We start from the raw sequence: 15,356 nt of genomic DNA, 5'->3' as shown, positions 1-15,356 counted from the left end.
CAAGCCACAGACGACGAGCGGTAAGGACGACGATCATGAGCACCACTGCCCACACCAACCATTCGGCACACACCACCCATCCCGGACCGGATGGTCATGCCACGGCTCACGCCGACCATGCGGGCCACGACGCCGCCGCACTGACGGCCCACACCGGGCACGCCGATCATGGTGATCACGCAGCCCACGGCGGTCATGGAGCGCACGGCGATCACGCAGCCCACACCAACCGAGCAGCGCACGCCGACCACGCAGCGCACGCCGACTACGCCGGCCATGCGGCCCACGCCGGTCACGCAGCCCACGCCGGCCATGCAGACCACTCAGCTCACGGCGCATCAGAATTCCCTGGCGGTCTCCTGATCACCCAGGACGGCTACACCCTCGAACTCGCCGACACGATCATCCAGCCGGGCGAGGTCGATTTCCGGTTCCGGATCATTGGCCCGGACGGCCGGCCGGTCACCGACTACACCCCGATCCATGACAAGCAACTGCATCTGATCGTCGTGCCGCGCGAGCTGACCGGGTTCTGGCATGTGCATCCGGAACTGTCGGCGGACGGCACCTGGTCGGTGCGGTTGAACCTGCCGGACGCGGGCGCATATCGGGTGTTCACCGACATTTCGCCACAGGCGCTCGGAAAGACCATCACGCTGGGCGCGGATCTGGCGGTGGCCGGCGAGTACGCGCCTCGGCCGGTTCCGGAGGCGGCCCGGAAGTACCAGGTGGACGGCTACGAGGTCGAGCTCGCGGGCGATCTCACCACCGGCGCGGGCAGCCTGCTCACCCTCACCGTGCGCAAGGACGGTGCCCCGGTCACCGATCTGCAGCCCTACCTCGCCGCATTCGGTCACCTCGTGATCATCCGGGCCGGCGATCTGGCCTACGTCCACGTCCACCCGAACGGTGAACCGGGGGACGGCGTCACCGCCCCCGGCCCGGACATCTCGTTCCACACCGCGGTCCCTGGCCCCGGCACCTACCGGCTGTTCCTCGACTTCGAGCACGGCGACACGGTCCGCACCGCGGCGTTCACCGTGCGCACCCCGCAAGGCTGATCCGAGCAGATGCTCCTGTGGACGGCGGTCGCCAACCTCCGACTACGCATCCGACGTGGGGCGCTCAGACATCTGAGCGCCCCACGTCCGCGCGAATACCCTGCGCTACTTGCTGTTCCGAGTCGTCGGCCCTTCGGAATCGGCGGCCAGCTCCTCCCAGAAATCCACGTACGCCTGCTCATGCCCGATACCGAGCTGGAGGATCCGGGCTCGCGCGACGGCGCGCACATCGCCTCCGGTGTGATCGATGGCGTCGTAGAGCTTGCGGTAGTGATCGAGCCAGCGGCGATGCTCCGCGGACTGGTGGCGGGCCAAGCCGACGACATCGTCCGGATCGCCGAGGTCGACGAAGAAGAGTTTGAGCTGGGCCGGGTCCCTGGTTTCGGCGGGCGGGGTCGCGGGATCGGCGAGCCACTCGCGTAGGCGCTCGCGGCCCTTGCCGGTCAGGTGGAAGACCCGCCGCCTGCGCCCTCCTTCTTCGGCTTCCTCACGCAGCAGACCCTGTTCGGCCAAACGCACCGGGATCCGATAGAGCTGGGCGTGCGGAATCGGCCAGAAGTAGTCGACGCTCTCCTCGATGCGGGCCTTCAGGTCATAGGGGGTGAGCGGGCCGTGGCGGGCGATCAAGCCCAGCACGATGTGGTCCTGCGCTCCGAGATCCGCCATGTCGGGCGCCGGTTCTACTCTCCGGATGAGCTCGAGGATGCGGCGCGGGATTAGCATCGAAGATATGAACCTCGGCGGTTCGGCGGGTGCGGGGTGGCGTGGCGAGGAGTACTCGGCAGCCGCCGAGCATCATCGCGCGGTCGACGACTGGTTTCTGGCCCGCCATCCGCCTCGGGCGTGGGACACGGTGGTCGATCTCGGGTGCGGTACCGGGGAATTCACCGCGAAGATCAGCGCATCGGTTCCCGACGGACTGGTCATCGGAATCGATCAGGACCCGTCCATGCTCGCCACCGCTCGGCGTCGGGCCGGCGCCAACCTGGAGTTCCTCACCGCTTCGGCCACGGATTTCGACGGCCTGATCCCGCCGGGGACGGTCGATCTCGTGGTGAGCCGCGCGATGTTGCACTGGCTGCCGATCTCGGCCTACCCGCGGGTCTTCGCCGCGGTGCACCGGGTGCTGCGTCCCGATGGCTGGTATCACTCCGAGTCTGCCGCGGCGGGGAACGCGCCAGGGGTGATCGGCCTGCTCGAGCGCGTCGCCCGCGCCCATGACCTGCGCCCGCCCGAACCGTTCCCGGAGCCGGCGCCCGTGGCCGAATTGCTCGCCGCGGCCGGATTCGTCATCCCCGACGACGGCGTGCGCGCGGTGCCGCAGCGTCGCCCGTTCACCCGCGACGAGCTGGCCGCCATGCTGCGCACCACCGCGGCGGTCGCACTCACCCGGCAGGCTCCCGCGGCCGCACACGCGCGCCTGGCCGAGGAACTCGCCGACGCCGTCGACGAATTGCGCGCCCCGGACGGCACCTACGACCAGACCTTCGTCCGGCTGGAGATCCTGGTCCACACACCGGTCCCCTAGCCTGCGGGCTCGATCCGACGAATTGTGCGCGCCACGAGGAATGCGGCGCACGTCAGGTAGATCGCGGCGATGACGAGGTCGAGGATCCCGGCGCCGAATTGCGCACGGTGGAATCGGTCGAGCGCGGCGACGGTGATGACGCCGGAACCGAAGAAGAATCCCGCGGTCAACGCGGGCAGCGCGATTCGAGCGGGCAGGAAGGCCGCGATCAGCAGCACCAGCGAGAAGACGAAATCCGGTGCGGCGAAGATGTTGTCGGTGCGATAGGTGGTATCGAAGGTCAACTGGGCGATGAGCCAGGCGCTGACCGGGACGGCGGCGATCCGGGCGAACATGATCGTCGGCATGATGGACTCCTGAGGCAGCTCAGCGGTCGGGTTCGGACATCGACAGGATCGAGTCGACCAGACCCGGGAACCGGGTGCCGAGTTCGTCCAGTCGCAGCGTGTTCATGCGCTGACGGCCGACGTCGAACTGACGGATGATGCCGGCTTTGCGCAGGGCCTTGAAGTGGTGGCTGAGGGTGGAGGCGGCGACGCCGAGATCGAAGGTGCCGCACGGTCTGTCGCCGTCGGCGAGCAGGGCGCGCACGATCCGGCGACGGGTCGGGTCGGCCAGTGCGTGCAGCACATCATCGATCGCGACCTCCTCGATCGCGGGGTGGTCGGCGGACTTCCAACGTCCCAGCGGCACCGCAGCTCCGTCTCTTCGACACCTATCGAATAATGACAGCGTAGCCGCGTTCTTTTCGCCTGTCATCGAAAAGTGCGGGACAAACTTCGCGTCCCATGCGACTTCCGCCACCAGATCCACCTGATCGGGCTGCACATCCGCATGCTCATGAGCACGCACGCGAGATCGTCGGCGCGCTCATGCGCGAACGCGACGCGCTGCGCGAGGCCTGCGTCTATCCGCCGGGGGCGCCGTCCGTCCACGAACTGGCGACGGGCCAGCGGAGTGGCCGCCCTGGCCGAGCGCGCAACGATCGGCAGACTTCGCCCTGCGACCCTGACGCCGAGGGCAGGCGGTCAGCGCTGCTTGCTGGTCCTGGCGCGACGACGTGCGGCCTGCATCTCGGCGAGTTCGCGTTCCAGCTCTTCGGCGATGCGGAACTGGCCGGTGTCGTAGATGCTGGTGGCCTGCACGACCTCGTGCAGCGCGGGTTCGGCCTCGGACGCCTTGCTCTTGGCTTTGCGCCCACGCAGCGCACCGATCTTCGGGCTGTCCGAGGAGGCGACGGCGCTGAACGCCGGGGCCGGTTCGGGCCGGTCGATGCTCACCGTGGGCTCGGCCGGCTTCGGCGCCGCGGCCGAGCGGAAGGCCGTCGAGGTCGAGCGCGACTCCGGCGCCGGAGTCTTCGCGGCGGGCTTCGACACCGGCTGGGCAGCACCGTTCGACGAGGCGCCCACCTTCGCGCTCGACGTGGTGGCAGCGCCGTTCACCGGCTCGCTCGTCTTCACCGAACGCTGCTCGGCCGTTCGCGCACCATCGGACACGCCGGCAGCAGCCTTGCTCTCGGCCGCGACACCATTGGTGCCGGCACGCGTCGCCGAGGCCGGCGCCTTCTCGGCAGAACCGAGGAACACATCGTCGTCGAACGACACCGGGATCTTCGGCGTCGCCGGCTTGCCCGAGCTACGGAAAGCCGCCTTCGGCGCGGGCTCTGCGGCAGGCTCCTGCTCGAGCACCTCGGTCTCGGCCTCGGCGGCCTCACCCTCGATCTCCGGCTCCGCCGCCTCGGCCGGAACCTCCTCCCGCACCGCGGGTTCGGGATCCATCGACGCGGGCTGCTGCAACGCGTAATCGGGCGCGCTCAACCGGAAACTGTTGATGTCGGGCAGCCGATTGCGGATCTGCTCGGCCGGATCCGGCAATTCCCTGACCTGCTCGGTCGCCCGCGCGATGGCAAGACCGTACCGGGCGCTGACGGCGTCGTGGATGAGCAACGCGACGCCGATCATCACCGGAGCCACGGCGTGCACGGCAGCCTCGTACCACTGCGCGTCACGCACATACGGGTAGGTGTTCAGGCTGACAGTCAGGGCCAGCAGGGCGATTTCGGCGGCGGCGACCTTCTGGCGGTTGTCGACCACACCCCATTCGGCGACCTTGTTGGTGCCGATCATGATGATGATGAGGCAGACGCTGATCATCGCCTCGATCAGATAGCTGAACCAGTACAGCGGGTCGCCGGGCCCGCCGGGGGCGATGTTGTGCTGCACATTGACCGCCGACCACAACATGCCCGCCGCCACCACACCGGCCAGTGCGCGCAGCGACCACGAGCGGTGACGGTAGAGCGAGGCCAGTTTGGCGTGCGGACTGGATTCGCGCTGCTGGTTGGCGATTGCCTTGCGGGCTAACAAGAGATCTCGAATGTCGGCCTTCTCGATTTCTTCGGTGGTCTGCCTGGCACGGTCGGCGGCGGCGGCCGCCGCCTGGGCCTGTTTCCAGCGTTGTGCCCGGTCCTGGACGCGAATGCGCTCGGCGAGTTCGCGTTCGGCGCGCAGTTCTTCTTCCGACAGGGCGTCGGTGAGCGCCGGATCGAACTGGTAGGCCAGCCGGCCGCGGGCTTTCTCGACCCGCTGCGCCAGCTGTGAGACCTCGTCCTCGACGGGCTGCGCGATGGGGTGCTCGATGGTCACATCGACTCCCTGCGGCACGGATCGGAAGGCGGGCAGACGATCACACGTGGCTGTGGCACCCCACATTCATAGTCGATGCACCGTTGTCGGCGAAACCATTGATTCCCATCGACGGTGCGCACAAGCCCGCGCGAACCCGGTGACGGCCGACACATCCGGCAACTGTATAGTTGGCCGACGCAACTAGTTGCTGTTGCTAAACAATTCTGCTGGGGCGCACAGCCTGATCACGCGCCGCCCATCCGGTCGACGGCCGCGCCGCAGCGCGCGCTCCCCAGCCACGGCTACCAGACCAGAATCAGGGCTCACATGACCACATCGACCACCCGGGCGGACGCGGGGCCCCCGGAGACCGGCGAGAGCACCACCCTGTCACATCGGCAGGTGCTGACGATTCTCTCCGGCCTGTTGCTCGGCATGTTCCTGGCCGCGCTGGACCAGAACATCGTGAGCGTCGCGATCGTCAAGATCGCCAACAGCTTGCACGGCTTCGACGAACAGGCGTGGGCCACCACCGCCTATCTGATCACCGCGACCATCACCACACCGCTGTACGGCAAACTCGCCGACATCTACGGCCGCAAACCGTTCTATCTCATCGCGATCGGGCTGTTCGTCATCGGTTCGGTGGCCTGCACCTTCGCCACCTCGATGTATCAACTCGCCGCGTTCCGCGCGTTCCAGGGCCTCGGCGCGGGCGGGCTGATGTCGCTGGCGTTCACCATCATCGGCGACATCGTGCCTGCCCGCGAACGGGTGCGCTACCAGGGCTATTTCATGATCGTCTTCGGTGGCGCGACGGTGCTCGGCCCGGTGCTCGGCGGCTTCTTCTCCGATTACGACATCCTCGGCGGTATCGAGGGGTGGCGCTGGGTGTTCCTGGTGAACGTGCCGGTCGGGGTGCTGGCGATGATCGTGGTGGCGAAGGTGCTCAATGTTCCGCATCAACGGCAGAACCACCGCATCGACTGGCTCGGCGCGATAGCCCTGGCGATCTGTGTGGTGCCGCTGCTGATCGTGGCCGAACAGGGCAGGCATTGGGGCTGGGATTCGCACAAGGCGCTGACCTGCTACGGCATCGGCGCGGCCGGGCTGCTGCTGTTCGTGCTGATCGAGTTCCTGATGAAGGACGCGGCGCTGATCCCGCTGCGGTTGTTCAAGAACTCGACGTTCAGCGTCACCATCGCGGGCGGATTCATCGTCGGTGTGGCGATGTTCGGCGCGATCACCATGGTGCCGCAGTACTTCCAGGTGGTGCGCGGGTATTCGCCCACCAAAGCGGGGCTGCTGATGCTGCCACTGGTGCTCGGCATCATGATCGGTTCCGGTGTGGCCGGGCAGATCACCAAACGCACCGGCCGCTACAAGATCCTGCCGGTGGCGGGCACCTTCATCATCGCGGTGGGCGCCGTGCTGTACGCGCAGGTGCATTACGACAGCGCACTGTGGCAGCCGCTGGTCTACGGCGGCGTCATCGGGCTCGGGCTCGGCGCCTGCATGCAGACGCTGATCATCGCCGCGCAGAACGCGGGCCCGCGGTCGGATATGGGTGTGTCGACGGCATCGGCGACGTTCTTCCGGCAGATGGGCGGCACCCTCGGCGTCGCGATCTTCCTGACCATCCTGTTCAATCTGCTGCCGCGCAAGATCACCGACGCGTTCGGCGGCACGCTGCCGCCCGGCTTCGACGCCGCCGCCCTCGGCGACCTGCAGAGCAACACCAGTGTGATCGCCACGCTGCCGCCGGAGGTGCGGGCGCCGATCCTGACCGGCTTCACCGACTCCATGCAGGGCGTGTTCTATGCCGCGGCCGCAGTGGCGTTGCTGGCGTGCGTGGTGCTGATGTTCATGAAGGAGATCCCGCTCCAGGACGCACCGATACCGGCGACCGCACCGGATGCGGCCTCGACCGACAAGGCAGCCGCTTCGTCCTGGGACGAGGATCAGGTGTGGGAAGGCGCCGCGCAGGCGCTGTCGGAGCCCGAGCCGGTGCTGGCCGCCGCGGCCAGGCACGCGGAGTCCAACGGTCACGGCGCGCCCGAGGCCAGCGTGACCGCCGCATTCGCGCCCCGCGGCGACTTTGGCGAGCACGTCGCGATCGCCGGTCGGGTCCATCGCGAGGACGGGCAGCCGGTCCCCGACGCGGCGCTCACCCTGATCGATCCGAAGGGCCGTCAGGCCGCGCGCGCCACCGGTGATGCGCATGGCGCATTCGCCTTCCCGACCGCGGACGCGGGCAGCTATGTGCTGATCGCGTCGGCGAGCGGGCATCAGCCCACCGCGGTCAATGTGACCGTCGGACCGCAGCCGCAGCGACTCGATCTGACGCTGCTCGGGTCCGGGCGGCTGTCCGGTGTGGTGCGTTCGGCCGGCAGCGGAGATCCGCTGACCGGTGCGACCGTGACATTGACCGATCAGCGGGGCGAGGTGGTAGCCGCGGCGGTGACCGGCGCGGACGGCAGCTATGTGTGCGAAGGCGTGGTCGCTGGCTCCTACACGCTGGTGGCAGTAGCCGACCATATGCGCCCGGACGCCAGCACCCTCGCGGTGCCCGACACCGGTGTGCTGCGCCACGATATCGAGCTGACGCCGATGGCGGTGCTGGTCGGCACGGCCGAAACCGAGGACGGCCGCACCGTTGCCGACGCCCAGATCACCGTGCTCGACGCCACCGGCGAACTGACCGCCACCACCCGCACCGATGAGCACGGACGGTACGTGGTGCCGGATCTTCCGGTCGGCCGGTACACGATCGTCGCGCGCGGATATCCGGCGGTCTCCGGGCAGGTGATGGTGTCCGGCGGTGAGGTGTCGCACGACGTGCGACTCGGTTACGACACCGGCGACTGAGCTGCGGCCGGGCCGCGGTGGCCACGATCGGCTGTTGCCTATCGAGCGGCCGGAAGTTCCTGCGGGGCCGGGGAATCGGCGCGCGCCCCGTCGGACCCGAGCACTGCTGCCGGGCGCAGATCCAGCCGGCGCAGCAGCTGGGCGTTGATCGCGACGACCACCGTGGACGCCGACATCAGCAGCGCACCCACTTCCATCGGCAGGGTGAACCCCCACGGCGCCAGCACGCCGGCGGCCAGCGGCACCGAGACCAAGTTGTATCCCGCTGCCCAGCTGAGGTTTTGGATCATCTTGCGATAGGTGGCGCGCGAAAGTGTCATCACCGACAGCACCGAGCGCGGGTCGTCACCGGCCAGCACCACGCCGGCCGAGGCGATGGCCACGTCGGTGCCGGCGCCGATGGCCAGGCCCACATCGGCCTGCGCCAGCGCTGGTGCGTCGTTGACGCCGTCGCCCACCATGGCGACGGCGCGGCCCGCCGCTTGCAGCGACGTCACCTTGGCGCCCTTGTCCTGCGGCAACACACCGGCGAAGACCTCGTCGATACCCAGCTGCCGGGCCACCGCATGCGCGACCGGGGCGGCGTCACCGGTGATCATGGCGACGTGCACACCGCGCTCGTGCAGAGCGGCGACGGCCTGGTGCGATTCCGGGCGGATCTCATCGGCCAGGGCGAGCGCGCCGATCACCGCGTCGTCGCGGATGACGTGCAGCACCGTGGCGCCCTGTGCCGCCCACGCAGCGGTTTCCGGCAGTTCGGACAGGCCGTGTTCGCCGAGCATGCCCGGCCCGCCGACGCCGACCTTCGCGCCGTCGACGCGCGCGGTGACGCCGACACCGTTGCGGGCGGCGAAATCCGTCGCGGCCGGAACGCGGTCGCCGCGCTGTTCGGCCGCGGTGACGATCGCGCGCCCCAGCGGATGTTCGCTGTCGCCTTCGACGGCAGCGGCCAGTACCAGGACCTGATCGGCGTCGTATCCGTCGCCGCCCGCGATATCGACCACCGCGGGTTCGCCCTTGGTGAGCGTGCCCGTCTTGTCGAAGAGCACGGCGTCGACGGTGCGCATCGCCTCCAGCGAACGACGATCGGTGATGAGTACCCCCGCCTTGGCCGCTCGTTCGGTCGCGATCGACACCACCAGCGGAATGGCCAGCCCCAGTGCGTGCGGGCAGGCGATCACCAGGACCGTGATGGTGCGGGTGACGGCGGCGTCGGGTTCGCCGAGGGCAAGCCACACCGTCGCGGTGATCACCGCGGCTCCCGCGGCGAACCAGAACAGCCAGCCCGCGGCCCGGTCGGCGAGCACCTGTGCTCGTGACGACGAGTTCTGCGCCTCGCTGACCAGACGCCGGATGCCTGCCAGCGCGGTATCGTCACCGACCGCGGTGATCCGGACCCGCAACGCGGAATCGGTGCTGACGGTGCCCGCGACGACCCGATCGCCCGGCGCGCGCCGTACGGCGACCGATTCGCCGGTGATCATGGATTCGTCGACGTCGGCGCTGCCGGATTCGACCACCCCGTCGGCGGGCACCCGGCCGCCCGGGCGCACCACCACCAGGTCGCCTTCGGACAACTCGGAGACCGCGACGGTGGTGATGTCGTCGCCGTCGACCCGTTCGGCCTCGTCGGGCAGCAGCGCCGCCAGCGATTCCAGCGCACTCGACGCCTGCCCCAGCGACCGCATCTCGATCCAGTGCCCGAGCAGCATGATCACGATCAGCAGCGCCAGCTCCCACCAGAAATCGAGCTCATGGGAGACGAGGCCGAGCACCGCGGCCCACGACGCGAAGAACGCCACCGTGATGGCCAGCGCGATCAGCAGCATCATGCCCGGCTGTCGCGCCCGGATCTCGCCCGCCGCGCCGGCGAGGAACGGCCGCCCGCCCCAGACATACATGACCGTCCCCAGCACCGGCGAAATCCAGGTGACCGGCCCATTGTGCGGCAGCTCGTACCCCAGCAGATCCGCGAACATCGCATTCGCACCGACCACCGGCACCGCCAGCACCAGCATGTACCAGAACAGCCGCCGGAACTGTGCCACATGATCCCCGTGGCCGGCGTGGCCGGCTTGTCCGTGCCCGGCATGCCCAGCGTGGCCGTGCCCGCTGTGTCTTGTGTCGCTGTGACCGGCGTGACCGGCGGCCTCGTGCCCTCCATGAGCCGCATGGCCGTGCCCACCACGCCCAGTATGCGGGCCATGACCGGCATCGCCGCGCCCGTCATTTCCACCGCCTGCGTGCTCGCCCTGGCCGCCGTCATCACCGTGCCCGCGCCGTCGGTGACCGCCGTGGTCCTCCCGATAGCCCCCGTGCTTCTCATGGCCCTCACCGTGGGCAGGTGCGCCTCCAGCGGCCGCGCCGCGGGCCGGACCGCTGCTCGGCAGCTCAGCGCTCTCGTCGGTGCGTGGGGTCGGTTCTTGGTTCGATTCGTGATCGGGGCCCATATCCCCGACGGTACCCATCCGGGGTATTTCTCACAGCCGGTCCGGTCGAGTCGGTCGCTCCTCGGCGCACAGGAGCGAGGTCGGCCTGCGGTCGGCGCGAACAACCGCGCTCTGCCGATTGGTCGGGACCGCACCGGGTACGCGGCAATCATGGAGCTACTCGTGATCCTCGCAATTCCCATCGCGGTCGCGGCGGTGATCATCTACCGCAAGACGACCGGAAAACATCCGAATGAGCCGTTGACCCCGGACAACGACGGTGAGTAGGCCTGTCATGACGTCTATGGACCCCGATCCGTCCCGCACTCCCGATCTCGAACCCGGCGGCGGGGTCGCGCCGGGCGCGACACCGCCGGATACGCCGCAGACCTCCGGTCTGTCGGCGCCCGAACCCGACACCCGCCATCATTTCCCGTTCACCGGCATCGCGGCGATTCTGGTGACGGTCCTGGTCGTGGCCGTGTTCCTGGTGGTGGCGGTGGCGCTGGTGATCTCGCTCGGGTGAGCGCGGCCCGCGATTGAGCACCGTGAACCCGGGTAGGCCCCGAACATGGCACCGACGATCGACCAGCTGCTGCACGCGCTCACCCGCGCGGCGAACGCATTGACCGAGGCCGGGATACCGTTCGCGGTGGCCGGCGGCTGTGCGGTGTACGCACGCGGCGGGCCCGCCTCCGACCATGATGTGGACCTGTTCGTCCGGCCCGCCGATATCGGCGAGGTGCGCAGCGTGCTGGCTCGTACGGGCCTGCGAGTGGCCGACGCGGCCGAGGACTGGCTGACCAAGGCCTACGACGGCGACACCCTCATCGACGTCGTCCACCGCCCCAACGACCGCGCCGTCACCGACGAGATGCTGGCGCGGGCCGAGGTGATGCCGGTGGGCCCGACCCGGGCGCCGGTCATCTCCGGCACCGATCTGATGGTCGACAAGCTGCTCGTCTTCAGCGCGCACCGGCTCGATCTCAGCCCGCTGCTGCGCATCGCCCGCGATCTGCGCGAACAGGTGGATTGGCGGTCGGTGCGCGCCCAGACCGAACATTCGCCCTACGCCAAAGCGTTCCTCGGGCTCATCGACGATCTCGGGATCGCCGACACCGGAAGAGGCAACTGATGCCAGTGACCCAGGATCCCGGATCCACTCCGCCGCAGTATCTGGTCGCCCGGTTGCGCCGCGCGCTGGCCGAGGATCCGCGCACCGCCGAACTGGGTGTGCAGATCCATATCCGCGGCGGTGTCGTCGTCCTCGACGGCGAAGTCACCAGCGCCGAACGAAAACAGCGGCTCGAAGACGCGGTGCGCGAACTCGTGCCAGAGGCCCGCATCCACAACGAGGTCCGGGTGGGCACGGCGAACCAGCCGGGGCCGAGCGAGGAGTTGCGCTGACGGCACGGCCCATCGAGCGGAAGGAGTTGGCAGGCATGCGGATCGCGGCGGTCGGAGACATTCATCTGGGGACCGATTCACGCGGATTGCTGCGCCCGGCGCTACAGCAGCTGCCCGAGCGCGCCGATGTGCTGCTGCTGGCCGGTGATCTCACCAAACACGGGACCGTGGACGAGGGCCGCGTCGTCGCCGACGAATTCGCGGATCTGCCGGTGCCGGTGATCGCCGTGCTCGGCAATCACGACTATCACAGCGACGCGCAGGACGAGATCACCGATCTGCTCGGCGGGCACAACATCACGGTGCTGGAAGGATCCGCCACGACCGTGGAGATCGACGGCTCGACGCTCGCCGTCGCGGGCACCATCGGCTTCGGCGGCGGCTTCGCGGGCAAATGCGCCAGTGTGTTCGGTGAGCGGATGATGCGCGATTTCGCCGGACGCGCAGTGGCCCTGGCCGATTCGCTGCGGGTGGCGCTGGCCGGCTGCGACGCCGACGTCACCGTGGCGTTGACCCACTACTCCCCCGTCACCGATACCCTGCACGGCGAACCACCCGAGATCTATCCGTTCCTCGGTTCCTATCTGCTCGGCGAGGCGATCGATGACGCGGGAGCGGACCTGGCCCTGCACGGGCATGCGCACGCCGGACGTGAACACGGCACCACCCCGGGCGGGATCCGGGTCCGCAATGTCGCGCAGCCGGTGATCCGGGCCGCGTACACCATCTACGACCTGCGGTCGGCGCCCGAGCCGGCGCGCGTGGGCCGCCCGGGCGCGGTGCGCTGAGGACCTGTTCGCCCACGACCCAGGCACCAACGACAGGAGGCAACCATGCAGATCGGGTACAAACTGGCGGCCGAAGCGTTCGGCCCCGAGGAGCTGATCCGGCAAGCGGTGCAGGCCGAGGCCGCGGGCTTCGACTTCGTGGAGATGAGCGACCACTTCCATCCGTGGCTGGACAACCAGGGCCATTCCTGCTTCGCCTGGACCGCGCTCGGCGCCATCGCCGCCCGCACCGAGCGGATCGGTCTCGCCACCGGCGTCACCTGCCCGATCATCCGGTATCACCCGGCGATCGTGGCGCAGGCCGCGGCCACGCTCGCGCTGATCTCGCAGGGCCGGTTCACCCTCGGCATCGGCTCCGGTGAGCGGCTCAACGAGCATGTGGTCGCGCGGGAGTTCCCGCCGATCGCGGTGCGTCAGGACATGCTGCGCGAGGCGCTGGAGATCATCCGGTTGCTGTGGCGTGGCGGCTACCAGTCCTATGACGGGCGGTATCTGTCGATCTCCGATGCCAGGGTCTTCGATCTGCCCGAGAGCCCACCGCCCATCGCGGTGGCCGCGGGAGGACCCGACGCCGCCCGGATCGCCGGCGAATTGGGCGACGGCCTGTTCGCCACCGAGCCCGAGGCGCGCATCGTCGAGGACTATCGCGCCGCGGGCGGGACGGGGCCGCGCTACGCCGAGGTCGGCATGGCGTGGGCGCCCGATGAGCAGAGCGCTGCCGAAGCCGCGCATGAAACGTCGCGCTGGGCGGTGACCGGCTGGAAGGTGATGAGCGAGTTGCCGAATCCGGTGAACTTCGCGGCGGCGACCACGACCGTGCGCGTCGAGGACATCCGCGAGGCGATGGCCTGCGGGCCCGATCCGGCCCGCTATCTGGCGGCGGCGCAGAACTACGTCGATGCCGGGTACGACCATCTGGTGATGCAGAACGCCGGCCCCGATCCGGACGGGTTCATCGACTTCTATCAGCGAGAACTGGACAAACCGATGCGTGAGCTCACCGCACGGACCTGAGCGCGGCTCCCAGCCTCGAGGCACGGGTCGGCCGGCCAGCGCCGGTACGGTGACCTGCGTATCCGCGGCCGTGCCGGGTATCGCTGCGATATGACCCACTTCAGACGTTGGGGCGCGGTGTATCTGCTGGTGCTGTTGTTCGCGGGCTCGTGGGCCGCGCAGTTCGTCACCCAGCTCAGCGATTACCGCAGCACCCAGGAAGCGCTCGGGCAGCCCTTCGAATGGGGCGGCTACCTGCACAATTTCTTTGCCAGCACCTTCGAGAACTGGCAGAGCGAGTGGCTGCAGCTGATTTTCCAGGCGATTCTGCTGCTCGGCGCCAAGCATTGGCTGTTCGCCGTCGATGCCGAAGATCTCGAACGAATCGAGAACAAGATCGATGCGGTCAACGCCACGCTGGCCCGCACCGGACCGGTTGTCTGAGCCGTTGATTGTTCACGCGCGAGGCGGGTACCCGTCCCGCAGACAGGAGGTGTGTCATGCCGAAGGAATGGACCGACAAACAGGAACGGCAGTACGAGCACATCAAGGATTCGGCCAAGGATCGTGGTGCGGGCACCAAGCGCGCCAAGGAGATCGCGGCCCGCACGGTCAACAAGAACCGCGCCCAATCCGGTCAGTCCAAGACCGCGAGCCGCTCCTCCACCCGTGATGTCTCGCCGCAGCATCGTGGCGGCAAGCGTTCGCACAGTGGCTCGAAGGGCCCGACCCGCGACCAGCTGTACAACGAGGCCAGACAGCGCAACATCAAGGGCAGGTCGAAGATGTCCAAGGCGCAGTTGGCCAAGGCCCTCGGCCGGTCGTAGGGCTCACCGATGAGCACCACCGCGCCGCGCGCTGCGCAGAAGCCGCCCGGTGCCGCCGAGTTCGTGCCGCCCGACGCGGATCTCGAGCAGTTACGCGAGGCGGCGGCGGGCTGCCGCGGCTGCGAGCTGTACCGCGAGGCCACCCAGACCGTCTTCGGTGAGGGCCCGTCCGCCGCACGGGTGGTGATGGTCGGCGAACAACCCGGTGATCAGGAGGACCGCGCGGGCCATCCGTTCGTCGGCCCGGCGGGCCGGCTGCTCGATCGTGCCCTGGCCGAGGCCGGTTTCGACCGCGATGAGGTGTATGTGACCAACGCGGTCAAGCATTTCAAGTTCGTCGAACGCGGCAAACGCCGCATCCACAAACAACCGAGCCGCACCGAGGTGGTGGCCTGTTCGGCGTGGCTCACCGCCGAACTCGACCTGGTGGCACCGGATCTGGTCGTGTGCCTGGGCTCGGTGGCCGCCAAGGCGGTGCTCGGCCCCTCGACCACGGTGGGAGAGTTGCGCGGCGTCGTGCTCGATCGTCCCGGCTATCAGGTGACGGCGACGGTGCATCCGTCGGCGGTGCTGCGCTCCACCGACCGCAAGGCCGCCTACGCCGAGTTCGTCGGCGATCTGGCCCGCATCCACGACATGGCACTGCCTTGATCACCGATGATCACCGACCAGACCCCTCCCGGCAGACCCGCGAGACGAAGGAGCCGGCGTGCGAACCGACCAGCTGACCCAACCGATTCCCCCGCACGAACCCGATCCGGTGCCCCCTGCCCCGCCACCGGCTCCGATTCCCGAACCCGAGCCGGTGCCGCCTGCCCCGCGACCGGG

General features: G+C 68.9%; 17 protein-coding genes. 12 read left to right on the top strand and 5 right to left on the bottom strand.

Annotated elements, in window-relative coordinates; genetic code table 11:
• Positions 1 to 35 precede the first annotated feature (35 nt).
• Positions 36 to 1,061 (top strand): hypothetical protein, encoded by a 1,026-nt coding sequence (locus GV790_RS09250; RefSeq protein WP_163812600.1) that lies wholly within the window; start codon positions 36 to 38, stop codon positions 1,059 to 1,061.
• Positions 1,062 to 1,166: 105 nt separating this feature from the next.
• On the opposite strand, the gene GV790_RS09245 is transcribed toward GV790_RS09250, so the two are convergent.
• On the bottom strand, positions 1,167 to 1,727 hold the full coding sequence (locus GV790_RS09245) for a PadR family transcriptional regulator (RefSeq protein WP_163812598.1): 561 nt from the start codon (positions 1,725 to 1,727) through the stop codon (positions 1,167 to 1,169).
• Positions 1,728 to 1,791: 64 nt separating this feature from the next.
• Here GV790_RS09245 and GV790_RS09240 point away from each other — a divergent pair, with 64 nt between their 5' ends.
• On the top strand, positions 1,792 to 2,589 hold the full coding sequence (locus tag GV790_RS09240) for a class I SAM-dependent methyltransferase (RefSeq protein ID WP_163812596.1): 798 nt from the start codon (positions 1,792 to 1,794) through the stop codon (positions 2,587 to 2,589).
• Here the strand turns inward: GV790_RS09240 and GV790_RS09235 are convergent.
• From GV790_RS09235 to GV790_RS09225, 3 genes are all read right to left on the bottom strand, one after another.
• The gene (locus GV790_RS09235) at positions 2,586 to 2,936 is read right to left on the bottom strand and encodes a hypothetical protein (RefSeq protein WP_163812594.1); all 351 of its coding nucleotides are present in this window, start codon (positions 2,934 to 2,936) and stop codon (positions 2,586 to 2,588) included. The two genes, GV790_RS09240 and GV790_RS09235, sit on opposite strands and share 4 nt — an antisense overlap.
• 19 nt (positions 2,937 to 2,955) lie before the next feature.
• The gene (locus GV790_RS09230) at positions 2,956 to 3,417 is read right to left on the bottom strand and encodes an ArsR/SmtB family transcription factor (protein WP_280211015.1); all 462 of its coding nucleotides are present in this window, start codon (positions 3,415 to 3,417) and stop codon (positions 2,956 to 2,958) included.
• A 200-nt stretch (positions 3,418 to 3,617) separates the two neighbouring features.
• Positions 3,618 to 5,234, bottom strand: coding sequence for a hypothetical protein (locus GV790_RS09225; protein ID WP_163812592.1), 1,617 nt, complete (start codon positions 5,232 to 5,234; stop codon positions 3,618 to 3,620).
• Positions 5,235 to 5,543: 309 nt separating this feature from the next.
• Here GV790_RS09225 and GV790_RS09220 point away from each other — a divergent pair, with 309 nt between their 5' ends.
• Complete coding sequence (locus GV790_RS09220) at positions 5,544 to 8,084, top strand: MFS transporter (protein ID WP_163812589.1); 2,541 nt, start codon at positions 5,544 to 5,546, stop codon at positions 8,082 to 8,084.
• 38 nt (positions 8,085 to 8,122) lie between these two features.
• Here GV790_RS09220 and GV790_RS09215 read toward each other — a convergent pair whose 3' ends face one another.
• Positions 8,123 to 10,102, bottom strand: coding sequence for a heavy metal translocating P-type ATPase (locus GV790_RS09215; RefSeq protein ID WP_163812926.1), 1,980 nt, complete (start codon positions 10,100 to 10,102; stop codon positions 8,123 to 8,125).
• Positions 10,103 to 10,213: 111 nt separating this feature from the next.
• On the opposite strand from GV790_RS09215, the gene GV790_RS09210 reads away from it, so the two are divergent.
• The 9 genes from GV790_RS09210 to GV790_RS09170 all read left to right on the top strand — a co-directional run bounded on the left by GV790_RS09210 (position 10,214) and on the right by GV790_RS09170 (position 15,179).
• Positions 10,214 to 10,801 (top strand): hypothetical protein, encoded by a 588-nt coding sequence (locus GV790_RS09210; RefSeq protein WP_163812588.1) that lies wholly within the window; start codon positions 10,214 to 10,216, stop codon positions 10,799 to 10,801.
• 16 nt (positions 10,802 to 10,817) lie between these two features.
• The gene (locus GV790_RS09205) at positions 10,818 to 11,039 is read left to right on the top strand and encodes a DUF6480 family protein (protein ID WP_014350467.1); all 222 of its coding nucleotides are present in this window, start codon (positions 10,818 to 10,820) and stop codon (positions 11,037 to 11,039) included.
• 45 nt (positions 11,040 to 11,084) lie between these two features.
• Positions 11,085 to 11,648 (top strand): nucleotidyltransferase family protein, encoded by a 564-nt coding sequence (locus GV790_RS09200; RefSeq protein ID WP_163812586.1) that lies wholly within the window; start codon positions 11,085 to 11,087, stop codon positions 11,646 to 11,648.
• Positions 11,648 to 11,920 (top strand): BON domain-containing protein, encoded by a 273-nt coding sequence (locus GV790_RS09195; protein ID WP_163812584.1) that lies wholly within the window; start codon positions 11,648 to 11,650, stop codon positions 11,918 to 11,920. Before GV790_RS09200 ends, GV790_RS09195 begins: the two co-directional genes overlap by 1 nt.
• A gap of 35 nt (positions 11,921 to 11,955) precedes the next feature.
• Positions 11,956 to 12,708 (top strand): metallophosphoesterase family protein, encoded by a 753-nt coding sequence (locus tag GV790_RS09190; protein ID WP_163812582.1) that lies wholly within the window; start codon positions 11,956 to 11,958, stop codon positions 12,706 to 12,708.
• A 45-nt stretch (positions 12,709 to 12,753) separates the two neighbouring features.
• Positions 12,754 to 13,722 carry a TIGR03557 family F420-dependent LLM class oxidoreductase gene (locus GV790_RS09185; RefSeq protein WP_163812579.1) on the top strand — a complete coding sequence of 323 codons (969 nt, stop codon included), beginning with the start codon at positions 12,754 to 12,756 and terminating at the stop codon, positions 13,720 to 13,722.
• A gap of 90 nt (positions 13,723 to 13,812) precedes the next feature.
• On the top strand, positions 13,813 to 14,145 hold the full coding sequence (locus GV790_RS09180) for a DUF6766 family protein (protein WP_014350462.1): 333 nt from the start codon (positions 13,813 to 13,815) through the stop codon (positions 14,143 to 14,145).
• 56 nt (positions 14,146 to 14,201) lie between these two features.
• Positions 14,202 to 14,528, top strand: coding sequence for a plasmid stabilization protein (locus tag GV790_RS09175; protein WP_163812577.1), 327 nt, complete (start codon positions 14,202 to 14,204; stop codon positions 14,526 to 14,528).
• A 9-nt stretch (positions 14,529 to 14,537) separates the two neighbouring features.
• On the top strand, positions 14,538 to 15,179 hold the full coding sequence (locus tag GV790_RS09170; protein WP_163812575.1) for a UdgX family uracil-DNA binding protein: 642 nt from the start codon (positions 14,538 to 14,540) through the stop codon (positions 15,177 to 15,179).
• The last annotated feature ends 177 nt before the right edge of the window (positions 15,180 to 15,356 follow it).

The sequence above is a fragment of the Nocardia cyriacigeorgica genome (assembly GCF_010858045.1).
Taxonomy (GTDB): domain Bacteria; phylum Actinomycetota; class Actinomycetes; order Mycobacteriales; family Mycobacteriaceae; genus Nocardia; species Nocardia cyriacigeorgica_E.
This window is presented reverse-complemented; position numbering and strand designations above follow the sequence as displayed.